At 70.8% G+C, this 22,661-nt stretch carries 18 protein-coding genes and 1 tRNA gene; 9 read left to right on the top strand and 10 right to left on the bottom strand.

Translation table 11 applies throughout. The annotated features are described in order from the left end of the window. Window positions 1-26: 26 nt before the first annotated feature. Window positions 27-317, bottom strand: a complete 291-nt coding sequence (locus PZB77_RS13985; RefSeq protein ID WP_275492924.1) for a hypothetical protein — start codon at window positions 315-317, stop codon at window positions 27-29. Window positions 318-852: 535 nt separating this feature from the next. Here PZB77_RS13985 and PZB77_RS13980 point away from each other — a divergent pair. From PZB77_RS13980 to PZB77_RS13965, 4 genes are all read left to right on the top strand, one after another. Then, window positions 853-2,124 carry an aspartate kinase gene (locus PZB77_RS13980; RefSeq protein ID WP_275492923.1) on the top strand — a complete coding sequence of 424 codons (1,272 nt, stop codon included), beginning with the start codon at window positions 853-855 and terminating at the stop codon, window positions 2,122-2,124. Further along, a complete protein-coding gene (locus PZB77_RS13975) occupies window positions 2,121-3,200 on the top strand; it encodes an aspartate-semialdehyde dehydrogenase (RefSeq protein WP_275492922.1) in 1,080 nt (359 codons plus the stop codon). The genes PZB77_RS13980 and PZB77_RS13975 overlap by 4 nt, the downstream gene beginning before the upstream one ends. Before the next feature lie 455 nt (window positions 3,201-3,655). After that, window positions 3,656-4,240 (top strand): SigE family RNA polymerase sigma factor, encoded by a 585-nt coding sequence (locus tag PZB77_RS13970; RefSeq protein ID WP_327270617.1) that lies wholly within the window; start codon window positions 3,656-3,658, stop codon window positions 4,238-4,240. A 47-nt stretch (window positions 4,241-4,287) separates the two neighbouring features. Continuing rightward, the gene (locus PZB77_RS13965) at window positions 4,288-6,231 is read left to right on the top strand and encodes a hypothetical protein (protein WP_275492920.1); all 1,944 of its coding nucleotides are present in this window, start codon (window positions 4,288-4,290) and stop codon (window positions 6,229-6,231) included. 128 nt (window positions 6,232-6,359) lie between these two features. On the opposite strand, the gene PZB77_RS13960 is transcribed toward PZB77_RS13965, so the two are convergent. Together PZB77_RS13960 and PZB77_RS13955 are read right to left on the bottom strand one after the other, a co-directional pair. After that, entirely contained in the window at window positions 6,360-7,304 is a 945-nt protein-coding gene (locus tag PZB77_RS13960) for an SURF1 family protein (protein ID WP_275492919.1), read from the bottom strand. A 256-nt stretch (window positions 7,305-7,560) separates the two neighbouring features. Beyond that, a complete protein-coding gene (locus tag PZB77_RS13955; protein ID WP_275492918.1) occupies window positions 7,561-9,408 on the bottom strand; it encodes a prolyl oligopeptidase family serine peptidase in 1,848 nt (615 codons plus the stop codon). Between the two features lie 250 nt (window positions 9,409-9,658). On the opposite strand from PZB77_RS13955, the gene PZB77_RS13950 reads away from it, so the two are divergent. Next, window positions 9,659-10,105, top strand: a complete 447-nt coding sequence (locus tag PZB77_RS13950; protein WP_275492917.1) for a nuclear transport factor 2 family protein — start codon at window positions 9,659-9,661, stop codon at window positions 10,103-10,105. 228 nt (window positions 10,106-10,333) lie between these two features. Here the strand turns inward: PZB77_RS13950 and PZB77_RS13945 are convergent, their stop codons facing one another. Together PZB77_RS13945 and PZB77_RS13940 are read right to left on the bottom strand one after the other, a co-directional pair. Further along, window positions 10,334-11,128 carry an SGNH/GDSL hydrolase family protein gene (locus tag PZB77_RS13945; protein WP_275492916.1) on the bottom strand — a complete coding sequence of 265 codons (795 nt, stop codon included), beginning with the start codon at window positions 11,126-11,128 and terminating at the stop codon, window positions 10,334-10,336. A gap of 828 nt (window positions 11,129-11,956) precedes the next feature. Then, a complete protein-coding gene (locus PZB77_RS13940) occupies window positions 11,957-13,174 on the bottom strand; it encodes a helix-turn-helix transcriptional regulator (protein ID WP_275492915.1) in 1,218 nt (405 codons plus the stop codon). Window positions 13,175-13,318: 144 nt separating this feature from the next. Here PZB77_RS13940 and gltX point away from each other — a divergent pair, with 144 nt between their 5' ends. Both gltX and tatA read left to right on the top strand, forming a co-directional pair. Further along, complete coding sequence (gene gltX, locus PZB77_RS13935; RefSeq protein WP_275496061.1) at window positions 13,319-14,701, top strand: glutamate--tRNA ligase; 1,383 nt, start codon at window positions 13,319-13,321, stop codon at window positions 14,699-14,701. Window positions 14,702-14,827: 126 nt separating this feature from the next. After that, the gene (tatA, locus tag PZB77_RS13930; protein WP_275492914.1) at window positions 14,828-15,058 is read left to right on the top strand and encodes a Sec-independent protein translocase subunit TatA; all 231 of its coding nucleotides are present in this window, start codon (window positions 14,828-14,830) and stop codon (window positions 15,056-15,058) included. A 69-nt stretch (window positions 15,059-15,127) separates the two neighbouring features. On the opposite strand, the gene PZB77_RS13925 is transcribed toward tatA, so the two are convergent. From PZB77_RS13925 to PZB77_RS13910, 4 genes are all read right to left on the bottom strand, one after another. Next, window positions 15,128-15,364, bottom strand: coding sequence for a hypothetical protein (locus PZB77_RS13925; RefSeq protein ID WP_275492913.1), 237 nt, complete (start codon window positions 15,362-15,364; stop codon window positions 15,128-15,130). A gap of 1,045 nt (window positions 15,365-16,409) precedes the next feature. Then, window positions 16,410-16,483: transfer RNA gene (locus tag PZB77_RS13920), tRNA-Pro, on the bottom strand. 65 nt (window positions 16,484-16,548) lie between these two features. Beyond that, window positions 16,549-17,286, bottom strand: coding sequence for a Pr6Pr family membrane protein (locus PZB77_RS13915; RefSeq protein WP_275492912.1), 738 nt, complete (start codon window positions 17,284-17,286; stop codon window positions 16,549-16,551). Between the two features lie 210 nt (window positions 17,287-17,496). Further along, complete coding sequence (locus PZB77_RS13910) at window positions 17,497-18,435, bottom strand: metallophosphoesterase (protein ID WP_275492911.1); 939 nt, start codon at window positions 18,433-18,435, stop codon at window positions 17,497-17,499. A 91-nt stretch (window positions 18,436-18,526) separates the two neighbouring features. On the opposite strand from PZB77_RS13910, the gene PZB77_RS13905 reads away from it, so the two are divergent. Then, window positions 18,527-18,991 carry a GatB/YqeY domain-containing protein gene (locus tag PZB77_RS13905; protein WP_266707137.1) on the top strand — a complete coding sequence of 155 codons (465 nt, stop codon included), beginning with the start codon at window positions 18,527-18,529 and terminating at the stop codon, window positions 18,989-18,991. Between the two features lie 321 nt (window positions 18,992-19,312). Here PZB77_RS13905 and PZB77_RS13900 read toward each other — a convergent pair whose 3' ends face one another. Continuing rightward, window positions 19,313-21,565: a transglycosylase domain-containing protein gene (locus tag PZB77_RS13900; protein WP_275492910.1), complete on the bottom strand. Its 2,253-nt coding sequence runs from the start codon at window positions 21,563-21,565 to the stop codon at window positions 19,313-19,315. 627 nt (window positions 21,566-22,192) lie between these two features. Here PZB77_RS13900 and PZB77_RS13895 point away from each other — a divergent pair. After that, window positions 22,193-22,543 (top strand): WhiB family transcriptional regulator, encoded by a 351-nt coding sequence (locus tag PZB77_RS13895; protein WP_275492909.1) that lies wholly within the window; start codon window positions 22,193-22,195, stop codon window positions 22,541-22,543. Window positions 22,544-22,661: the final 118 nt, after the last annotated feature.

The raw sequence follows: 22,661 nt of genomic DNA, 5'->3' as shown, positions 1-22,661 counted from the left end.
CTGATGGCGCCCCCCGCGCGTGATCATCACGGGTGAACGGGCAGGGGGACGGCGAACATGCCGGAGAACGACGAGCGGAGTACGCGTGCCGGACGCGGAGCTTCACGACGGCTCGCGGGGGCGGCGATCACCTCTTCGAGCTGCCGTCGCCGGACGACGGGTGCGGCCGCCACCCGGAGTGCTTCCCGGACGAGGAACCCCTCCGGGGCCAGGCCGATCTCGCCCTCGACGGGGTGGACGACTACGCCGCCACCGCCGCCCCGGCCGTCGACACGGCCTGCGGCTACACCCTCGCCGCTGTCGTCGGGCTCGACCACGTGGCGAGCATCGGTCCCGTCATGTGCTCATCTCCCAGGGAACGACGACGGTACGACGGCCTTCCAGGTCCGCTACGTCCCCGCCACCTGGAACAGCGAACCGAGCGTCTCCCACGCCGGCACTCCCGGCGCCGAGGTGACCACCGTGCGCGCCGAGGTGGCGCCGAGGTCACCCCTGCGGCACGCACCACGTGACAGTCGTCCTGGACACCGCGAGTGACCGGGTCGCGCTCTACGTGACGACCCTGAGGCGGCGCGCTCTCCGACCGTGAGGTGGGCAACCCCGGCTCCCGGGAGGCGCCCGAGCGCGGCCGCTGCCCGGCCCGGCTTGCGGAGGCGGCGCGAACCGTGTGCTCTGGAACACAGACGCGCGTGACGGCTGGTGGGAGGGGCATAGACCCCCTACGAGCGGCCCGGGACGACACGCCGGACCATGTGGTGGGCAGGACATCTCACCATCTGGTAAGGACGAGGAGATTCCGGGCTGCTCGTTAAACTGAGCCGACCGCAGTAATGGAATGAGCGAGGAGCGCACGTGGGCCTGGTCGTGCAGAAGTACGGAGGCTCATCCGTAGCCGATGCCGAGGGCATCAAGCGCGTCGCCAAGCGAGTCGTCGACGCCAAGAGAAGCGGCAACCAAGTGGTTGTCGTGGTGTCCGCGATGGGCGACACGACGGACGAGCTGATCGATCTCGCCGAGCAGGTGTCACCGATGCCTGCGGGGCGCGAGTTCGACATGCTCCTGACCGCCGGCGAGCGGATCTCCATGGCCCTGCTGGCGATGGCGATCAAGAACCTGGGTCACGAAGCCCAGTCGTTCACGGGCAGCCAGGCCGGTGTCATCACCGACTCCGTCCACAACAAAGCGCGCATCATCGATGTCACGCCCGGCCGCATCCGGACCTCGATCGACGAAGGCAACATCGCCATCGTCGCCGGGTTCCAGGGAGTGAGCCAGGAGGGCAAGAACATCACCACCCTCGGCCGCGGTGGGTCCGACACCACCGCCGTGGCACTCGCCGCGGCACTCGAAGCCGAGGTCTGCGAGATCTACACCGACGTGGACGGCGTCTTCACCGCCGATCCCCGGGTCGTCAAGAAGGCCCGGAAGATCGAGTGGATCTCCTCCGAGGACATGCTGGAGCTGGCCGCGTCCGGCTCCAAGGTGCTGCTGCACCGCTGCGTCGAGTACGCACGCCGATACAACATCCCGATCCATGTCCGCTCGTCCTTCTCCGGACTGCGCGGCACCTGGGTCAGCAACGAGCCGCAAGGGGACCAGCAGGTGGAGCACGCGATCATCTCCGGAGTCGCCCATGACGTCTCCGAGGCCAAGATCACCGTCGTCGGCGTCCCCGACAAGCCGGGCGAGGCCGCCGCGATCTTCCGCACCATCGCCAACGCGGAAGTCAACATCGACATGGTGGTGCAGAACGTCTCCGCCGCCGCCACGGGGCTGACGGACATCTCCTTCACCCTGCCCAAGGCCGAGGGCCGCAAGGCCATCGACGCCCTGGAGCGGGCCAAGGGCACCATCGGCTTCGACTCGCTGCGCTACGACGACCAGATCGCCAAGATCTCCCTGGTCGGCGCCGGCATGAAGACCAACCCGGGCGTCACCGCCGGGTTCTTCGAGGCGCTCTCCGACGCCGGGGTGAACATCGAGCTGATCTCGACCTCCGAGATCCGCATCTCGGTCGTCACCCGGGCCGACGACGTCAACGAGGCCGTGCGCGCCGTGCACACCGCCTTCGGTCTCGACAGCGACTCCGACGAGGCCGTCGTCTACGGAGGCACCGGCCGATGACCTCACGCCGCCCCTCGCTCGCGGTCGTCGGTGCGACCGGAGCGAGCGGCGGCGTCATGCTCCAGATCCTCTCGCAGCACGCGGACGTCTGGGGCGAGGTGAAGCTCATCGCCTCCCCGCGTTCGGCCGGCCGCAAGCTGGTCGTACGCGGCGAGGAGAGGGAAGTCCTCCCGATCGGCGAGGACGTCTTCGACGGCGTCGACGTCGCCGTCTTCCTGGTGCCCGACAAGGTCGCCGCGCTCTGGGCGCCCGTCGCCGCCGCCCGTGGCGCCGTGGTCGTCGACAGCTCCAGCGTCTTCCGCCTCGACGACGACGTGCCCTTGGTCGTTCCCGAGGTCAACCCGCACGCCGCCCGCAACCGGCCGCGCTCCCTGGTCGCCTCGCCGGACTGCACCACGCTCTCCCTCATCGTCCCGGTCGGCGCGCTGCACGCCGAATTCGGCCTCCGCGAACTCACCGTCTCCACCTACCAGGCCGTGAGCGGCCAGGGCCGCGAAGGTGTCGCGGCCCTGCGCGAGGAGCTCGGCGTCGTCGCCGGCGCCCACCCCGCCGGCAGGGAGCTGGGCACCCGCCCCGGAGACGTACGCCGCGCACTCGGCGACCGGGCCACCAGCCCGTTCCCCGCCCCCGTCGCGCTGAACGTCGTCCCCTGGGCCGGTACGGCCGCGGGCGACGGCTGGTCCTCCGCGGAACGCTCCATCCGCGACGAGTGCCGCAAGATCCTCGGCCTTCCGCACCTGCGCACCGCCATCACCTGCGTGTACGTCCCCGTCGTCACCACGCACTCGATGTCCGTACACCTGTGCTTCGAGAACGAGGTCACCGTCGCCCGGGCCCACGAGATCCTCGCCACCGCCCCCGGCGTCGTCCTGTTCGACAACCCCGCCGCGGGCGACTTCCCCACTCCGTCGGACGTGGTGGGCACCGACCCCACCTGGGTCGGCCGGGTACGGCGCTCCCTCGACGACCCCCAGGCCCTGGAGCTCTTCCTCTGCGGCGACAATCTGCGAAAGGGCGGAGCGCTCAATGTGGCGCAGATCGCCGAATCCCTGGCGACTTCGGTGACACGTCGGTGACCCGGGCCGGATTCGAGTCGCGAGCCGCGTGTCCGAGCATTCGAAGATCCTGAACACGGATTTTGCATGCGTAAATCGAAATGTCTCATCGAAACAGTTTTGTGGGATCTGTGAAGGTCACATATTCAATAAAGCTTCCCTCATCACTTGAGCTGGGCCGTTGTCCTATCCGACGATGAGCCTGTGCTCCGGTGCAACCGTGAGTCGGCTGTGCGGCGTCTTTGCCGTCACTTCTTGCGCGACGGGCGCACCAATAGGGCAATTGGGGAAGAGCGGGTGCGTATGAGGGCAAGTCGCAGAGAGCTGAACGCGCTGCCGCACGCGTACAACCCTGACGGGGGGCAGCGTGTCCAACTGGCGTGGCAGAGGTTCTCGATATCCCGGTGGTGCGCCCGTTGCGGGCTGTGTCCGGCGTGCCCGCGCTCGCGCGGCGCACGTCCCGCGCGACCGGCGGGATGCCGGTGATCGCCCCGCTGACCTCCGCGAGCACGACGAGCCCCGTGCGGCTCTCCTCCCAGCGCGAGGGTGCTGAGGTGGCGGTGGCTGCGGGAACGACGGTCGACCACCTGACCGAGACCTACCGCGCCCACTATCGCTCGCTGCTCGGCCTCGCCGCGCTGCTGCTGGACGACACCGCCTCCTGCGAGGACGTCGTCCAGGAGGCGTTCATCCGGGTGCACTCGGCCCGTAGCCGGGTGCGCGAACCGGAGAAGACCCTCGCCTACCTCCGGCAGACGGTCGTCAACCTCTCCCGTTCCGCTCTCCGCCGCCGCATCCTCGGGCTGAAGCTGCTCTCCAAGCCCATGCCGGACATGGCCAGCGCGGAGGAGGGGGCGTACGACCAGCTGGAACGGGACGCGCTGATCAAGGCGATGAAGGGCCTCCAGCGACGCCAACGCGAAGTGCTGGTGCTGCGCTACTTCGCGGACATGACCGAAGCGCAGGTCGCCGACACCCTGGGTATCTCGCTGGGTTCGGTCAAGGCGTACGGTTCGCGCGGGATCGCGGCCCTGCGTCTCGTGATGGAGGCGCAGGCATGAGCGGGCGCCCCTTCAGTCACGAGCCGGACCGGACGGGAAACGGAACTGTGAACCACGGGCCGAACACGAGCCAGGAGCCGAACGCGAACCAGGAGCCGAACGCCGAGACCGACCCCGAGCGCCCGGCCGCACGTGTCGAGGCGGTCGGAGACACAGAGGCGGCCGTTGACACGGAGGCAGCCGGAGACACAGAGGCGGCCGGCGACACAGAGGCGGCCGACCCAACCGGGCGCACGCGCGGAGCCGACGAGGAACACGGCCCTCCGGTACGCACACCGTCCGGCCGGTACGACGACACGGCCGACGGTGACGCGGCGGCCCGGGCCGGGGCCGACCACGCCGCGGCCGGCAGTGACGTGGCCGGTGGGCGTGATGCGTCCGGCGACGAAACGGCCGATGGTGACGCGGTCCGCCCTTCCGGTGGTGCCGCCGGTGGTGCCGACGCTTCCCCGGCTTCCGGCGCGCACTCCGCGGCTTCCGGCGCGCACTCCGCGGCTTCCGGCGCGCACTCCGCGGCTTCCGGCGCGCACTCCGCCTCCGACGCCGACGGGCACGCCGCTTCCGCCTTCGGCAGCACCAGCGGATCGGCGCCCGACAGCCTCATCGCCTCCGGCAGTGAAGTGAAGGGCGGCAGCCCTTCCGACGGGCCCGACGGCGGACCGTCCGACCAGCACGCCAAGGCGTCCCTCTCGCCGGAGGACGGGTCCCGGGCTCGGGAGAAGGCACCCAGCCCCCGCGGCAGGGCGACCGACGCGGGCACCCTGACCCGGCTCTTCGCCGTACGCGACGCGGCGGCCGGCCCGGACAGCGACGCCGTCCGCCTCGGCAACTTCCCCGACGGCGCACTCCGTGACGGCGCCCTCAGCGACGGCGGCCTCCGCGAGCTGTTCGTGCGGGGCGGAGGACCGGGCCGCAGCGGCCTGAGCGGCAGCAACGCGGACGGCAGTGATGTCGGCGGCAGCAGCCTGGGCGGCAGCGGTCTGGGTGACGGTGGCGACACCGACGACGAGCAGGCGTTGCGACGCCTGTTGCGGGGTGCCGTCCAGGACCTCGAACCCACCGAGGACGCGCTGCAGCATCTGCACCGGGCCGTACCCGCCCGACGGGCACGCCGCCGTCAGGCCGTCGTCGGCGCGGCCGCGGCGGCCCTGCTGATCGGTACCGCCGTACCCGCCTTCGTCCACGTGGCGAACTCCGACAGCACCGCCGCCACCGCTCCCTCCCTCGCCGCGCACGGACAGAACTCCCAGAGCCAGCAGGGAGACGCGTCCGGTGCGGCCGAGGGGGAGAAGCAGAGCGAGGGGCAGCCCGCGCCGGGGACGGACGACCGGCACGACGGAAAGCCCGATCCCAGCGTCACTCCTTCCGAGGCCGACGAAACGGCCGACCCCGACAGCGCCGGCCCGGGGGCCGTGGGCCAGGAGGAGCTCGCCTCGATCGCCGCTCTGCCCACGTGCGCGGCCGACCAGCTCGGGGTCGCCTCCGCCTTCACCGGAACGGCCGACACGAACGGCACGGTGTACGGGACCTTCCGGATCGCCAACACCTCCGCCACCAACTGCTCGGTCAGCACCGGCGGCACCGTGGGCTTCACGACGACGGGCGCTGCCGACGCGACGAAGATCGTGGTCGTGCAGCACGTGGCGGGCGATCCGGCCGTCGGCCTCCCCGACCCCTCGAGTGAGGCGACCGCCGTGGTGCTGGAGCCCCAGATGTCGTACGAGGTGCAGTTCGCCTGGGTGCCGACGGAGACCTGCCCCACCGCCACGACCCCCGCACCGACTCCGACCGAGGTGCCGACCGGGACGGTCGAGGGGGAGGACCAGGCGGCGAGCGTGGAGACGCAGTTCCTCACGGAGGACACCGTCACGTCCGAGGGGAGCGTCGCAGTGACGCACGTCCCGGAAGCGGGCGGGCCGACCGCGGAGACCACGATCACCCACGCCTGTGCCGGCACGATCTACCGCACCGGCATCCTCGCGGCGTCGTAGCCCGCACGCGGCGCCGCCCGCCGCGGGGTCCGCGCACCGGCCTCACGGGCAGCGGGTGCACGCCGGTCCCACCTGCCGCCGGTCAGCGCCCCGGACCGGCTCGGCGCCGGTCCTGGTCGCCGCCGGTCTCACTCGTTGCGGGCGGACGTTCCGGCAGAGGCGCCCGCGGGCTCACCCGCTTCGGCAGCCACGGCAGCGTCGGCCGTCGTCCCTCCGGCTGCGGCTGCGGCTGCGGGGACCGGGTTAGGGGCGGCTGTGTCGGCATCGGTCGAGGCGGCCGGGTCGGGGACGAGGCCCAGGGCGATGTCCCGGGCCGTCTCCGCCTCGCGCCGCAGCAGTCGGACCCACATGAAGAGCACGAACCCGGCGAAGACGAACCACTCCCCGGTGTAGCCGAGGTTCTGGAAGGCCTTCAGGTCCAGCCCACTGCCCTGCGCGGCGGCGGCCGGCACCGCTCGCATGCCGTTGCCGTAGTCGTCGGCCCCGCCGATGCCGCTCGCGGGGAGCGTCACCCAGGCGTCGTAGACGTCGTACGGCACGAGGTTCACCAACGACGCCGCGCTGATGATGCCGAGCTCGCCCCCGGGCAGGCCGCCCGCGCTGTTCACGCCGTCACTGGTGGCGCTCTCCGAAGCCTGGAGATCGCCGGTGACCGTGACCCTGCCGGTGGGCGCCGGAGGAACCGTGCCGTTCGCCCGCGCCCGCCCGGTGTCGCCGGGCATCCAGCCGCGTACGACGGGCAGCGCCTTGCCGCCGTCCGTACGCAGCATGTCCAGGACGTAGAAGCCGGTGCGGTCGTCCAGCTCGCGCCCCGGTACGAGGAACTGGTCCGCGAAGGTCCCCGTCGCCGTGGCGGGACGGCCGGAGGTGACCGTGTCCACCGGCAACAGCGAGTCCAGCGGCTTCGCCGCACGGGTACCGGGTTCCGGCTGCTTCTCGGCCTGTTCGTGCGTCTGCACGCGGTCCTCGAAACGGCCGAGCTGCCAGGTGCCCATGAACACGCAGAACGGGATGGCCAGCACGACGAAGACGTTGATCCCCCACCATCGCGGGGTCAGCAGGAACCGGTACACCCCAATACCGTACGGTCTCCGCCCCACCGGCCCGGAGGAGGGGCACCCGTTCATGCGGCTCTCACGTCAGCCGCCGGTCCGCCCTGCCCCCGCCGCCGGTCCGCACCGCCGCCGGTCCGCACCGCGGCCGACCCCGCACCGCCTCCGCCTCGCCGCCGACGGCCCCGGTCCGGCCCTGGTCCGGCCCTGGTCCGGCTCCGCCGCGACTCGGCTTCCGATCCGTCGCCGGCCGCGCGCGGAGGCCGGACCGTACGACTCAGGCGTCTGCCTCCGGGCCTCCCGACGTGTCCGCTGCCGGCTTTCGCGCCGCCGGGAGGTGGCGCAGCGCGAACTCCAGCTCCAGCCGGACCTGCTTGATCCGCTCCTCCACCACCAGCGAGCCGTGGCCGGCGTCGTAGCGGTAGACCTCGTGCACCGCGTCCCGGGCCTTCAGCCGGTCCACGTAGTTCTCCACCTGGCGGATGGGGCAGCGAGGATCGTTGACGCCCGCCGAGATGTAGACCGGGGCGCGCACCGCGTCGACGTAGGTCAGCGGCGAGGACGCCTCGAACCGCTCCGGGACCTCCTCAGGAGTGCCGCCGAGAAGGGTGCGGTCCATCGCCTTCAGCGCCTCCATCTCGTCGTGGTACGCCGTGACGTAGTCCGCGACCGGCACGGCGGCCAGGCCGAGGGCCCAGGCGTCCGGCTCGGTACCGAGGCCCAGCAGGGTCAGATAGCCACCCCAGGACCCACCGGCCAGCACCAGCCGCTCCGGGTCGGCGAGGCCCGAGGCGACCGCCCACTCCCGGACCGCCGCGATGTCCTCCAGCTCGATCAGCCCGACCCGGTGCTTCAGCGCGTCGGTCCAGGCCCGGCCGTACCCGGTCGAACCGCGGTAGTTCACCCGCACGACCGCGAAGCCGTGGTCCACCCAAGCTGCCGGGCCGGAGGCGAACGCGTCGCTGTCGTGCCAGGTCGGCCCGCCGTGGATCTCGAAGACGGTGGGGAACGGGCCCTCGCCCGAGGCCGGGGTCTGCACCAGGGCGTGGACGCGACCGCCCGGCCCGTCCACCCACGCGTCCCGTACCGGAACCGAGGCGGGGGCCTTGGGGCCCGGCGGGTCGAGGACCACCGCGCCCGTGGTGGACCGTACGACCGGCGGATGGGCGGCCGAGGACCACAGGTACTCCACCGTCCCGTCCGGGCGGGCGGTGGCGCCCGACACCGAACCGGGAGGCGTCTCCACCCGCACCGGCTCCGGCCGGCCCGGTTCATGGCGCCACAGCTCACTGCGGGCCTCGAAGCCGTGCTCGATCAGGATCGCGGAGCCGTCCGGATACCACTCGGCGCTCACGTCGCCCGGCAGGTCGATCGCCAGCTCCGTCTCCGTGCCCGCGACCGGATCCCAGACCATCGGCTCCCAACGGCCCCGGCGTTGATGCCCGACCAGTAGCCGGGTGTCACCGGCGACGGGTGAGAACCCCATGACCGCCAGACCCAGTTCCTTCGTGCCGCCCTCGGTGTCGTCGAGCTCGGCCACCGTGGTGCCGTCCGGACGCACCACCCGCAGCGCCGAGTGCATGGCGTCGCCGTGTTCGGTGTGCTCCAGGGCGATCAGGGTGCCGTCGTGCGAAAGGTCTCCCACCCCGGCCGACTCCCGGTGCCGGTAGATCTCCACGTCCCCCGCGCCGTCCGGGCGTACCAGGTGGATCGTCGTCCCGTCCTCGTCGGTGGACCGGCCGACGACGGCCGTGCCGTCCCGGCCGATCGCGAGCCCTGCCGGATACGACGCCGCCAGCCCCGGCGCCGCCGGCACGTCCTCCCCGCCACCGAAGGGCTGCCGCATCCAGACGCCGAACTCGTCGCCGTCCGTGTCGCTGAACCACCAGATGCCGGTGCCGTCCGGGGTCAGTGCCCCGTCCGTCGTGCCGTTCGGCCGGTCGGTCACCTGGCGCTGCTCACCGGTCGTCCGGTCCCACGCGTACAGCTCGTACGTCCCCGTCGCGTTCGACACGAACAGGCCACGCTCCGGGGCGTCCTCCGCCCAGTCGGGCAGGGAGACCCGGGGTGCGCGGAACCGCTGCTCCCAGTCGGGCGGGGTCGGGGCGTTCTGTGTGTCGCTCATGCCCCCATCAAACCTCGTACCGGGGACGCGGCGCACGGTCCTTCTCTCCCTGCGAAACGATCGGAGAACTCGTCCTGTTCGAGTTTCCTCCGCCCCTCGCGCCGGAACGCGCCCGACCGCGCCCGCGAGGAGGTGGTGTGTCGTCCGCGCCGCGTGGTCGCACGCCGGGGCGACGGGCCCGACGAGGGGCAGCAGTTGGCCGTTTTCGCAGGTCGGCGCGATTGTCAGTGGTGGGGTCCAGACTCGTTCCATGACTGCAGAGATGAGCGCGGGCACGGTCTCGACCGCTGTTCTGCGCAAGACCGTGGAGACGTACTGGACCGCTGCGGACGCCCGTGACTGGGAGGCGTTCGCGGCCACTCTCGACGACGACGTCGTGTTCGAGGTGCCGCAGACCCGCGAGGTGATCCGGGGCAAGGAGCGGTGCGTGCGGTTCAACCGTGAGTACCCGGGCGACTGGCACGTGCGGATCGACCGGATCGTGGCCGACCTGCCCGAGTCTCCGGCCGGCGCGGGCCCGGACGGCCTCGGTGGACAGGCGGCCGCGCGCACGCTGTTCACCGTCGGGGGCACCGAGTTGGACGGCATCCACTTCTTCTCGTTCGACGCCAGGGGCCGCATCACCGCCGTCACCGACTTCTGGCCGGAGCCGTACCAGCCGCCGGCGGGCCGCGCCCATCTCTCCGAGCGCGTCTGACCCGGAGGCGAACGCTCGCGCCCCGGACACGCGCACCTCGCGCGTGACCGCCGCTCGTGAGGTTCCTGCGCTCCGGCCTCGCGTGACGGCTGTGTCCCCCGTCCGCGGACCCCGGTCACGCGCGCAGCGGCCGGGCTGTCATGGCACAGGGCTCCCGAGCCGGCGTGCGGCCGGGGAGCCCTGTGCGTGTGGGGGGTGGCGGTGTGCGGGCAGCCGGAGGCGCGGGACCTACAGCGCCGAGCGGAAGGCGGGCAGGTAGCCGCCGGACTGGCCGGCGGCCTTGGGGTGGTAGGAGTTGTAGACCGGCAGCGAGACGCTGTTGAGCCAGGCGTCGCCCGAGCAGAGCTCATGGCCGGTGAACTCGTCCACCACGCTCGAGTAGGTGAACCCGGCGTTGGCCGCGCGCTTGGCGATGACGGCGTTCAGGGCGTCCGCCCCGTTGTTGATCGCCTTCCGGGAGTTCTCACTGAGACCCAGGATGCAGCTGCCGGACAGCTTGTAGAAGTGCGGGTAACCCAGGACCACCACGTGGGCCGAAGGGGACTTCGCGTGGATGGAGCCGTAGAGGGAGTCGAGACGGCTCGGGAGGACGGTCTGCGCCTTCGTGACCGCCGCGTTCACACTGCTGACGCAGGTGGCCTCGCCCGACAGCACGCAGGTCTGCATGACGTCGGCGAAGCCGACGTCATTGCCGCCCGCCGAGATGCTGACCAGAGCGGTCGAGGAGCTGAGCGCGCTCAACTGGCTGCCGGCGACAGTCGATGTCGTCGCACCCGAACAGGCGACGAAGGCGAAGGAGGAGGGGGAGTTGGCGGCGGCCCAGAGGTACGGATACGCCTTGGTCGAGCGGTGGCAGTCGCCGCTGTCCGCGATGTAGCTGCCGGCGCCGACGCCGGAGGAGTAGGAGTCGCCGAGAGCGACGTAACCGCCCGTGGCGGCGGAGGCCGGCTGAGCGACTCCCAGCGCGGCGACGGCCGCGATGGCCAGGGTGGAGAGGGATGCCCAGAATCTACGCACTGACATGGCCGGTGGCCCTTCGGAAGGTGGGGGGTGCGAGGGCGGTTCGTGGAGCGATCCAGTTTTTAGCAGCTCGGAGTACCGGCCGGTAATGGCTGTGCGAGAAGTAGTCTGATATGCCCGAATGATCGTTCGGTAGCCATAGCTCCGCGCGTAGATAAACGCTGAACACCGGTGAAAATCGGGTCACTTGGGGGCGCAGTGCGGGCGCGTGCGCTGCGGGGAAGAACGGTCTTCGTCGGCTGCCCCAAGGCGTTCAGGGCGGGCCGAGAAGTGCTGACGCTCCGCCAAAAACCCCTCGAAGGGGTGGGGCGCATCCTGCCCACGCTGACGCTCTCGTGACACACCGTTTCGGCGTCGACGGCCGGGACCGTCCCGCGCGAGCGCCCCCGTGGATCACTCTCCGTCGCCGTAACGCTCGCCGCTCCGCCGTCCCCGTGGACGTGCGGGGGTGCAGCCGTACGGAGCGCCGCACCGGAGGGAACCCCGCGAGAGGGCGCGTCTCGGCGCCGACGCCGCGCGGCTGCGCCCCTAGGACGGAGCGCACCTGTCGGGTTTGCGTCCACTCCTGCGGAAGGCGGCAGGGCGGACGGGCCGACCTGATCCGGATCGCCTCGGACCGGGCCCGGGCGCTGGACCTCCTGCGGGCCGCAACACCCTTCGAGGTGTCTCCTCTCCTCTTCGGCGAGGTCACGACGAGGATGCGAGGAGGTACTGCGAGCGCTTCGGCGGATCCGAGTCCAAGGGCGGCGTCACGCTGTCCTGACGTCGCGCGGGCGAGGGTTCGTCCGCACACGGCGCTGCCGGCACGGACGTGAAGGGCCGAACAGCGACTCAGGACCCGCCGTGCTCCTGCGGGTGCTCGGGCGGCGGTGTGGTCGGCCCGTCGATCCAGTCGTTGCGCGCCGCGTGCCAGCCGAGTTGGAAGCGCGTGGACGCGCCCACCTGTGCCATGAGTTTCTGGAGGCGACGCTGGACCGTTCGGTGGCCCACGCCCAGGTGGCGGGCGATCGCCGAGTCCGTCATACCGAGGTGCAGGAGTGCGAGGATCCTGCGGTCCTCCTGCGCGGGCCCGGTGCCGTCCGCACCGTCCGCGGGCGCGTCGGAGGGACCGAGAAGTCTGCCTCGTGCGAACTGCGCCTCGAAGAGCGAACTGAGGGCGACCAGAAGCCCGGTACGGTGGACGACCAGTGCGACGGGTTCCGTGTCGTCGCGCTCCGGATCGAGCGGGAGCAGCGCGATCTCCCGGTCGACGACGATCAGCTTGATCGGCAAGGTGTCGACCACGGATATCTGCTGCCCCTGCGCGACGTAGGCGGACATGGCGGCGGAGGTCCGCGGATCCTCCAGCCAGTCGCGTTCGATGACGGCCCGCAGGGCCACTCCGCGCCGGATGAGCTCGTCCTCGATCTCGTCGTGGTTGTCCTCGAAACTGATCACCGAGAACCGCTGCCTCCGGAGCGGCATCAGGCTGCACACCTCGGTGGTGGCCCGTTCCTGCATCGACAGCAGTCTCCGGCGGATGGCCACGACCCCCGAGAGCACCTCGACCGGGGCCCCCGACGCGTGGGCCTGGGCCGAACGGTGCCGCTCGGCGAGAGTGGCCATCAGCGACTCGACCTGGTGCAGGGAGGAGCGGCGGGCTTCCAGCAGCGGTCCCAGGGCGAGGGCGGGCGAAGCCGCCCGGTAGCGCGGTCCACCGCTGTCGGACGAGGCAGGAGCGCTCACTCCCTTGACGGATGCAGCGGAGGAGGCGCAGCTCGCGAGCCCGCGGACCACCAGGGAATCCAGGGCGTCACGGACGGCCGCGAGGGGTGTCGCCAATTCCCCGGCCAGTGTCCCGGGCTCGCTGTCGGGGCGGTCGACGAGGAGCCGGTACACGGCGTCCTCCAGCGGGTCGAGCCCGAGCAGCGTGAGCGGCGCGGCCTCGCTCTTGTGGGCATCGGGTGTCCCGGGAGCGCCGCCCGCGAAGTGGTTCCCGGTGGCACTCAGCGGGGTCTCCGGCCGAGTACGGGCCCACCCATGGTTCCGCCCTTTCGCTCCCGCCCTCACAACTGTGCCGATCAGGATATCCGTTGATCATCTTGATGAGTAGCTCTGTGGACGGACGGCGGTCGGCGACCACCGGCCGTCGCTAGGGTGGGCGGTATGTCTGATGCACCGGTCCGTGTCCGTTTCGCCCCGTCCCCCACCGGCATGTTCCACGTCGGGGGCGCGCGCTCCGCCCTCTACAACTGGGCCGTCGCCCGGCAGGCGGGCGGCACCTTCGTCCTGCGCGTCGAGGACACCGACACCGCCCGTAACAGGCCCGAGTGGACCGACGGCATCATCAACGCCCTGGCGGCCATCGGCATCCACGAGGACGACCCCGCCTTCGAGGGGCCCTACTTCCAGTCGCACAACGCCGCCCGTCACATGGAGGCGGGGCTGCGTCTGTACGACGCCGACCGCGCGTACTACTGCGACTGCACGCGCCAGCAGCTCAGAGAGCGAACGGGTTCGGAGCACCTCGGCTACGACGGACACTGCCGGGAACGCGCCCTCACCGCCGACGAAGGGCGGGCGCTCCGGTTCCGTACCCCCGACGAGGGCGAGACGGTGGTGACCGACCTGGTGCGCGGTACACCCGCGTTCCCGAACAGCGCCATCGAGGACTTCGTGATCGCACGGGGCGACGGCTCCCCGGTCTTCTTGATCGCCAACGTCGTGGACGACCTCGACGAGGGGATCACTCTGGTGGTCCGAGGCGAGGAACACCTCTCCAACACCCCCAAGCAGCAGCTGCTCTGGGAGGCGCTCGGCGCCGAACCGCCCCGCTGGGCACACCTCCCGGTGATCGTCAACGAGAAGCGCCAGAAGCTCTCCAAGCGCCGGGACAAGGTGGGGCTGGAGGACTACCTCGCCGACGGGTTCCTCCCCGAGGCGATGGTCAACTACCTCATGCTGCTCGGCTGGGGCCCGGGCGGTGACCGGGAGATCCTTCCCTACGAGGAGATGGAGCAGCTCTTCCGCCTCGAGGACGTCAACACCTCACCGGCATTCTTCGACGTGAAGAAGCTGACCGCCTTCAACGGCGAGTACATCCGTGCGCTCGCGCCGGAGCAGTTCGCCGCGGCCTGCGCACCCTGGCTCATCGCCCCGCACGCCCCCTGGGCCCCGGAGGAGTTCGACACTGCTGTCTTCGAGGCGGCGGCTCCTCTCGCCCAGACCCGTCTGACGGTCCTCTCCGAGATCACGGCCTGCGTCGACTTCCTCTTCCTGACGGAGCCGGTCCGGGAGGCAGGCTCCTGGAACAAGGCGATGAAGCCCGGTGCCGACGCCCTCCTGCGGGACGCGCGCACGGCGCTGACCACCACCATCTGGCAGGCGGACGAACTGAAGGCGGCACTGGTCACGGTCGGCGAGCGGCACGGGCTGAAGCTGGGCAAGGCCCAGGCACCCATCCGGGTCGCGCTCACCGGCCGTACGGTCGGATTGCCGCTCTTCGAGTCCATGGAACTCCTCGGGCGCGAGCGGGTCCTCGCCCGACTGGACGCGGCCAGGGAGGAGTTGGCCACACGGGCGCAGGCACCTTCGTGAACGTACCGGGCGACGGCCCACCACTCCCCACGCCCTGGTTGTACCGTTGCGTTCAACTACCAACCACTTGGGCCGGGCGGGCGGCGTGCGCGCGCCCACGGCCGACATGAGGAGGGCGGGCACGGCATGCTCCGCAACGGACTGGAACCCTGGCACCTGCTGATCCTGGCGGTCGTTTTCATCGCGCTCTTCGGATCGAAGAAGCTTCCCGAGGCGGCCCGGGCGCTGGGAAAGTCGGCGCGCATCCTGAAGAGCGAGGCGCAGGCGATGAAGAACGACCACCTTCCCGCCGCTGAGCCCACCCCGACGACGCCGGCGGCCGCCACGATGACGGAGCCGCCGACCGCCGGCATCTGACCGCTCGCGCCCCTCCCCTCGCTTCCGCACACGGTGGTCACGGAGGCGGGGGGCCGGCGGCCGCGCGGATCAGGGACTGGCGCCGTCGAACCCGTACGCCACGGGTTCGTCCTGCGCATAGGGGTCGCGGCGGTACACGTACAACGCGGCCACCATGAAATCGTCGCCGCCGTCCGGGGTTTCGACGCGGCAAGGACGCGTCACCTGAAGGACCGGCGGCTGGTCGGGAACCCGCATACGAAGACCATCAGCAGGTCCCCCCACGAGTTCGGCTGTCTCCCACATCGTCGCGGTGTGAAGATCCATGCCCTCAACTTTACGGGCTGTCCCTCGCCCTCAAGGTGAGCATTCGACAACCGCTCCGTCTTCTTACCGTGCAGGTCATCGCTGTTGTCGCTGCCGCCGCACCCTCCTCCACCGCCCCAGCAGCCCCTGTGGCCACTGGCCTCGCCGATGCGGGTCGCCACGGGACGCTCGTCCGGGCCGTTCGCGGAGGTTCCAGCGAAAGATCCGAGGGGCGGGGACAGGACGCGGCCGGACCAGCCCACCCTCTGATCCGTGGCGCTCGCCGGATCGGTCGGTGTCGGTCACACCTGCCGCGCCACGGGACCGCAGAGAGTCACCAGGGTGCGGACACGCGGTTGCCCTGGTGGCGGTACTCCGCTGCATCACAGCGGCAAGGCGCCGTCCGCGACTCCCTGGGGGCGGACCGTTGTCGGGGCCACTTGCTGCTCTGCCCGGTGGGGAGAGACCGGTCGGAGAACCTTCGAGGTCCGCGGTCAAGGGAGGCGGGCATAAAGGTCCCCGGGAGCCGCCTCGGGACCATGTTGCAGCTCTTGGATCCCCGCCCCCTCACCCTCCATGGGGCCAGCGGTCGAACTTCCACCGAGCGACGGTACCGGGAAGCTCCCTCATGTCTCCCCCCAGTGGGATACGACGGTCGGCGCTCTCAGGACCGGCCACGTATCCGTGGGCGCACCTTGCTGGGACGAAGCAGCGGCTCATCCCTGTCAGGTCGAGCAGGGAACCCCTCGACGCCGGTCTCCGGACCCGCACCCCGGCCGACCGTCCCCGGCGGCCCGGCGCCGACCTGGGTACTTGTCGGTATCAGCCGCTGACGTCAGTCGGTGCGAGCGACTGATCATGGCTGCTCGGTCACTTCAGCGCTGCGGTTGTCGAGGAGTCCCCCGGAAGCAGATCCGCCCAGTGGTCCAGACGGGGGCGACCGGCATGGACCGCGTCTTCGGCGCGCCACGGCCTCCGGGGCGGCAACCCCGCACATCGTCACGCACGCACAAACAGGTGAGGCGCCCACCGAATCCGGTGGGCGCCTCACCTGCTGTTTTGGCTGTCGGGGTGGCGGGATTTGAACCCACGACCTCTTCGTCCCGAACGAAGCGCGCTGCCAAGCTGCGCTACACCCCGATGTCCACCGGTCTCCCGGCGACATCGATTACTTTAGCCCACCTGCGCCCGGAGGCGAAATCCGGTTAACGGCCCGGCCCGGTCCGGCGCCCGGTGCGGGGGCGGATGTGGTCCAGGGCGATGAGCAGGGTGGCCAGGACGACGAGCAGCAGGGCGAGCGCGAAAGCGTGGGCGAGCACTTCCTGGTAGCCGTACGTGTCGACGTCCAGGAAGGGGTACGGGTAGCGAGGGCCGGGACCGGGATCGAGCAGGGAACCCCTGACCAGGACGAAGGCCAGGTACGCCGAGGCGCAGAGCAGCCACAGGGGCAGGAAGCGCAGCCGCAGTGTCCGGGCCGGAGTCAGCAGGAGCCAGTCCAGGACCACGGCCACGGGCAGCACCGTGTGGGGCAGCAGCTCCGAGACGGCACTCGCGCCCCCCGCCTGAGGGCCGGAAGCGCCGGAGGCGGAGTAGCCGAAGCTGTTGTCGGTCAGGATCAGGTGGGACGCCAGGCCGATGGTCACCGAGACGAGGAGCGTTCCACCCGTCAGGCGCGGGGATGCCGGCCCGCGACCTGTCCAGGACCGGTGCGCGGACCAGCCGAAAGCTCCGGCGATCAGGAGGTTCGCCTGGAAGGTGAACCGGCTCACCAGCTCCACCGGTGCCTCGCTCGTCGCCCACCCGATCGTGAGGCCGCTGATCGCCGCCGCGCACACCAGGGCCCGCAGGACGGCGGCCGTACGGCGCGGGGAGCGGCCGCCTCGCAGGAACGCGTCCTCGGCCCGTGGCCTCGGCAGCGTAACGGATTTCGGGGCGGCGGTCATGGTCCTCACCGTAAGGGCGAGGTTCCCGGGCCGCGATTCATCCGTGGCGGACGGGCCCGGGCCGGCGTGGACCCGCGCGGCGGAGGCAGAGGGCGGGAGGTACGGGCGCCCCACCATCACCTCCGGAAGGACGGCCCGGGGGGACGACGTCCCATGACGACCGGCTCCGGAGGACACCCAGGGAGGGGGATCACATCGCGCGGCTCCGGCTCACGCCCGCGCGGTCAGCGTCAGCAGGGTCGCTTCCGGGGGGCAGGCGAAGCGGACCGGGGTGTAGCGGTTCGTACCGCAGCCCGCCGAGACGTGGAGATAGGCCCGGTTCCCGTCGGCCGTGTGGCTGGAGAGGCCCTTGACCCGGTCCGTGTCCAGGTCGCAGTTGGTGACCAGGGCACCGTAGAACGGGATGCAGAGCTGTCCGCCGTGGGTGTGCCCGGCGAGGATCAGCGGGTAGCCGTCCCTCGTGAACGCGTCCAGCGAGCGCAGGTAGGGGGCGTGGACCACGCCGATGGAGAGATCGGCGCCCGACTCGGGACCGCCGGAGACCTCGGCGTACCGGTCCCGCTTGATGTGAGGGTCGTCCAGCCCGGTGAACGCGATGTCCAGGCCGTCGAGCTTCAGCCGTCCCCGGGTGTTGGAGAGGCCGATCCACCCCGCGTCGTCGAACGCGTCGCGCATCGGCTCCCACGGGTTGTGAACCGCGTTCGTCGCCGGGGCGTTGCCGTTCAGGCCGTGCTTGCCCGCCGCCTTCTCCTTGAGGTAGCGCACGGGGTTGCGGAGCTTGGGGCCGTAGTAGTCGTTCGATCCGAAGACGTACACGCCGGGGAGCTCCATGAGGGGTCCCAGGGCGTCCAGCAGCTCGGGCACCGCCTCGGGGTCGGAGAGGTTGTCACCCGTGTTGACGACGAAGTCCGGGCGCAGCCCAGCCAGCGACTGGAGCCAGGCGCGCTTCTTGCGCTGGCCGCTGACCATATGGACGTCGGAGATCTGGAGTACGCGCAACGGGCGTGCCCCGGGCGGGAGTACAGGGACGGTCACCCGGCGGAGACGGAACGAGCGGGCCTCGAATCCTGCGGCGTAGGCGAGGCCGGCGGCGCCGACCGCCGCACCGGTCGCGGCGACTTTCAGGGGAATTCCGTAGCGTGCGCGCATGGGGCCATCGTCGCAGACCCGGCCCGGCGACCGTCCGGCGGCGGGGAAAACAAACGGGCATCCGGGGCCGCGTACCTGACACAATCGAACCATGACCACGCTCAAGTCCAAGCTCAAGGAAGACCTCACCACCGCCATGAAGGCGCGGGACGAACTGACCTCGTCCACCCTTCGGCTGACCCTCACCGCGATCACCAAGGAAGAGGTGAGCGGGAAGACCGCTCGCGAGCTCTCCGACGACGAGGTGCAGAAGGTCATCGCCAAGGAGGCGAAGAAGCGCCGTGAGGCGGCGGAGGCCTTCGCCCAGGGCGGCCGGACGGAGCAGGCCGAGCGGGAGAAGGCCGAGGGCGAACTGCTCGACGCCTACCTCCCCAAGCAGCTCTCCGACGAGGAGCTCGACGCGATCGTCGTATCCGCCGTGGAGGAGGCGAAGGCCGCCGGAGCCGAGGGCCCGCGTGCCATGGGTGCGGTGATGAAGATCGTCAGCCCGAAGGTCGCGGGTCTCGCCGAGGGTGGCCGGGTCGCCGCCGCGGTGAAGAAGAGCCTCGCGGGCTGAGATCGTCTTGGCCGGGGCCCTCGGGGGCGGTCGGCCCCACCTGCGGTCGGCCCCACCTGCGGTCGGCCCACGGGCGGTTCACCCCCACGGGCCGGGGTCGCACGGGCCGGGCCCGTGGGGGCCGGGCTCGCGCGGGCCGGCACCGCGAGAGCCAGAGCCGGGGGCCTCATGAGGGGCCGAGCAGAGGCAGCGAGCACCCGCACCGCAGGATCACGTGAGAAGTGGGGCGCCCCCGTCGGGGGCGCCCCACCTTCGTTCTGCCTCGTGCGGCCGCGCCGTCCGCCCGCCGTGCGGGACGGCGGGCGGAGGAGAGGGGAGCGGCTACGGTCCGTTGCCCCCGGCGTCCTGGCCGCGAGGGCCCCGGCCGCCCTGGTTGCCGCCGAGGAAGTCCGGCAGCGTGATGGTCGGCGTCGGCTTGTCGTCGTCACCGGTGTCGCCGCCGGTGCCGTCGCCCTCACCGTCCCCGTCGCCGCCCTTGTTCTTGTCCTTGTCGCCCTTCTCCTCGGCCCGGGGCACGGAGACGGCGTTGAAGGACGGGGTCTCGCCGGCGTCGAGCGCTCCGGTCATCGCGATCTTCCAGATCGGTCCCGGCAGACAGCCACCACACACCTTGTCGTAGTACTGCCCCCCGATGGTGATGTCGTACATCGGCAGCTTCTTGCCGATGTCGGCGCCGACCCAGACAGCCGTGGACAGGTTCGGTGTGTAGCCGACGAACCAGGCGTCCACGCGCTCGTTGGTCGTACCGGTCTTGCCGGCGTTGTCACGGTCACTCAGACCGGCGGCCGTACCGGTGCCGTCCTCGACGACACCCTTGAGCATCTGGTTGATCGTGTCCGCGGTCTTCTCGCTCATCGCCCGCGAGCAACTCGACTTGGGCACGGCGAGCTTCTTGCCGTTGGCGTCGGTGATCGACTGGATGGCGATCGGGGTGCAGTACGTGCCGCGGTTGGCGAACGTGGCGTACGTGGCGGCCATGCCGAGCGGGGTGCTCTCGACACCGCCGAGAGTGAGGGAGGGCGCTTCCGGGACCGGTGTGCCGTCCCCGCGGGCGTAACCGACCTTCTTCGCCATCGTGACCGTGTCGCAGAGGCCGGTCTGCTGCTCCAGCTTCGCGAAGTAGGTGTTGATGGACTTGCCCAGGGCGCCCGTCATGTCGAAGGTGCCCTTCTCCTCCTCCGTCTCGTTCTGCACGGACCAGTCCTTGTCGCTCGCGATCGCGCCCGAGCAGGTGGTGAAGTCCTCCTTCGGCAGCAGGATCTTGCGTTCCGTGGTGTACGACTGGGCCGGGCTGATGCCCTTCTCCAGAGCCGCCGCGGCGGTGATCGGCTTGAAGGTCGAGCCGACCTGGAAGCCGTAGGTGGATCCGCCCATCGCGGAGCCGACGGCGAGGTTGAGGACCGTCTCGTGGTTCTTCTGGTCCAGACCGTAGGGGCGGGACTGGCCCATCGAGAGGATCTTGCCGGTGCCGGGCTCGACCTGGACCACGGAGGCGGCGACCTTGTCGGTCTTGTTGACCTTCGCGGTGGCGGCCTCGTCGGCGGCCTCCTGGGCCCGCGGGGAGAGGGTGGTCCTTATGGTCAGGCCACCCAGGTTCCAGAGCTTCGACCGGTCCTCGCTCGTCTTCCCGAAGGCGGGATCGGAGAGGATGACCTTGCGTACGTAGTCGCAGAAGAAGCCGGCTCCGCTGACCGCGGTGATGCAGCCGTTCTGCGGGGTCTTGACCTTCAGCTTGATCGGCGTCGCCATCGCCTTGTCGGCCTCGGCCTGCGAGACACTGCCGGTGGCGGCCATGCGCGCGAGGACGGTGTTGCGGCGCTTGGTCGCCTCAGCCTCGTCGTTGACCGGGTCGTACCGGGTCGGCGACTGGACGATGCCGGCGAGCAGCGCGGCCTCCTCCAGCTTCAGGTCCTTCGCGTGCTTGGAGAAGTACCGCTGGGAGGCGGCCTCCACGCCGTAGGCCTGCTGCCCGAAGAACGTGATGTTGAGGTAGTTCTCCAGGATCTTCTTCTTGCCGAGTTCCTCCTCGACCTGGATGGCGTACTTCAGCTCACGGACCTTGCGGCCCAGCGTCTGCTGGGTGGCCTCGGCGACCTTCTCCGGGTCGTCGCCCGCCTCCTCGACGAAGACGTTCTTCACGTACTGCTGGGTGAGGGTCGACGCGCCTTCGGCCGTCCCGCCCGACTGCACGTTGCGGTTCATCGCGCGCAGGATGCCCTTGAGGTCGACGGCCCCGTGCTCGTAGAAGCGGGAGTCCTCGATCGCGACGATCGCGTCCTGCATGTACGGGGACATGTCCTTCAGCGGCACGACGGTGCGGTCGCGGGAGTACACCGTCGCGATGGCGCCCCCGTCGGCGTCCAGGATCGTGGTGCGCTGGCTGAGCGGTGGTGTCTTGAGGTTGGCGGGGATCTCGTCGAACCCCTCGACCGTCCCCTTGGCGGCGAGGCCCAGTGCGCCGGCGGCCGGCAGTGCGATGCCCGCCAGTACCGCTCCGGAGAGCGCGGCGACACCGAGGAACTTGGCGGCCTGCTGGGTCGTGGTGAGACCCCCGCCCGAGCGCTTTTTTGGCATGGGGGCAGCCTAATCCGTATCCCTGTACGTTCCGATGGAGCAGGCTCCGCTCGGGATGTTCAGGTACCAACCCGTTACGCGGAGCGGGTGTGGGCGCCGATGTCAGCACGTCACAGGCGTGCGGACCGGTCGGGGGACCGGCGGGGCGGCGCGCGGCGCGGGCTCCGCCGCGCAGGCGTGCGCCGGCGTGAGGGCACGGCGCAGTGGCTACGTTGTCATTCGCCGGACACGCGCGCATCCCTTGGCCTAAGCTGCACTCAACTGTCACAGCAGTCCGGCCCCGTATCAACCCCCGCGCACGCGTCGCATGCTTCCCCCCGCTCGACGCCCGTGGACGAAGACAGCAGAAGACCGCACGCACGGTGTCCCCGAAAACGCCTGGTGTGTCAGCAAGAGTCCCGTGCAACTCGGGTGTACTGTCCCGTTTTTGCACCGTTGGCGCCGCATGTCTTCCCATCACTCCCCTGGGTGATCTGCCGCGTACGCATAGTCCGTTCGGGCCATTCAAGATTGGGCCCGAAGGGGGTGTTGTGCTCGTGGCCGCTTCCGTAACGTCCTCAACTGGCAGCGGTGAATATGCCGCTGCCGCCGTGGGGGAGCCTCAATTCGGGAGAGGACGGCGCCGGCATGGGCTGGGTAACCGACTGGAGTGCGCAGGCAGCCTGCCGCACTACCGATCCGGACGAGCTGTTCGTACAGGGGGCAGCACAGAACAGGGCCAAGGCGGTGTGCACCGGATGTCCGGTGCGGACGGAGTGCCTGGCCGACGCGCTCGACAACCACGTCGAGTTCGGCGTGTGGGGCGGAATGACGGAACGGGAGCGCCGCGCACTGCTGCGCCGCCGTCCCACCGTCACCTCCTGGCGTCGTCTGCTGGAGACCGCGCGCAGTGAGTACGAGCGGTCCACGGGCATGCTGCCGGGGGTCATCGAGCTGGACGACGACGACTACCAGGAGACGTACGCCGCAGTGGGGTGAGTCCCCGCGGTCCGGGGCCGATCGCTCCCGGGGCCGACCGCCGACGGGCCGGACGCAGGAGGACCGACCGCCGGCCTGCCGATCCGGTACCTCGGCGTCCCCGTACCCCGTGACGCGC

The sequence above is a fragment of the Streptomyces sp. AM 2-1-1 genome (assembly GCF_029167645.1).
GTDB lineage: Bacteria > Actinomycetota > Actinomycetes > Streptomycetales > Streptomycetaceae > Streptomyces.
The sequence above is the reverse complement of the archived record's forward strand: the minus strand, read 5'-3'. Positions and strand labels throughout refer to the sequence as shown.

What these genes read in the sequence shown, in the direction of transcription:
- PZB77_RS13975 (WP_275492922.1), top strand. Translation starts at nt 2,121, where the DNA reads ATGACCTCACGCCGCCCCTCGCTCGCGGTCGTCGGTGCGACCGGAGCG.
- gltX (WP_275496061.1), top strand. Translation starts at nt 13,319, where the DNA reads ATGTTCCACGTCGGGGGCGCGCGCTCCGCCCTCTACAACTGGGCCGTC.
- PZB77_RS13895 (WP_275492909.1), top strand. Translation starts at nt 22,193, where the DNA reads ATGGGCTGGGTAACCGACTGGAGTGCGCAGGCAGCCTGCCGCACTACC.
- PZB77_RS13900 (WP_275492910.1), bottom strand. Translation starts at nt 21,565, where the DNA reads ATGCCAAAAAAGCGCTCGGGCGGGGGTCTCACCACGACCCAGCAGGCC.
- PZB77_RS13925 (WP_275492913.1), bottom strand. Translation starts at nt 15,364, where the DNA reads ATGGATCTTCACACCGCGACGATGTGGGAGACAGCCGAACTCGTGGGG.
- tatA (WP_275492914.1), top strand. Translation starts at nt 14,828, where the DNA reads ATGCTCCGCAACGGACTGGAACCCTGGCACCTGCTGATCCTGGCGGTC.
- PZB77_RS13910 (WP_275492911.1), bottom strand. Translation starts at nt 18,435, where the DNA reads ATGCGCGCACGCTACGGAATTCCCCTGAAAGTCGCCGCGACCGGTGCG.
- PZB77_RS13945 (WP_275492916.1), bottom strand. Translation starts at nt 11,128, where the DNA reads ATGTCAGTGCGTAGATTCTGGGCATCCCTCTCCACCCTGGCCATCGCG.
- PZB77_RS13915 (WP_275492912.1), bottom strand. Translation starts at nt 17,286, where the DNA reads ATGACCGCCGCCCCGAAATCCGTTACGCTGCCGAGGCCACGGGCCGAG.
- PZB77_RS13970 (WP_327270617.1), top strand. Translation starts at nt 3,656, where the DNA reads ATGCCGGTGATCGCCCCGCTGACCTCCGCGAGCACGACGAGCCCCGTG.
- PZB77_RS13950 (WP_275492917.1), top strand. Translation starts at nt 9,659, where the DNA reads ATGACTGCAGAGATGAGCGCGGGCACGGTCTCGACCGCTGTTCTGCGC.
- PZB77_RS13905 (WP_266707137.1), top strand. Translation starts at nt 18,527, where the DNA reads ATGACCACGCTCAAGTCCAAGCTCAAGGAAGACCTCACCACCGCCATG.
- PZB77_RS13955 (WP_275492918.1), bottom strand. Translation starts at nt 9,408, where the DNA reads ATGAGCGACACACAGAACGCCCCGACCCCGCCCGACTGGGAGCAGCGG.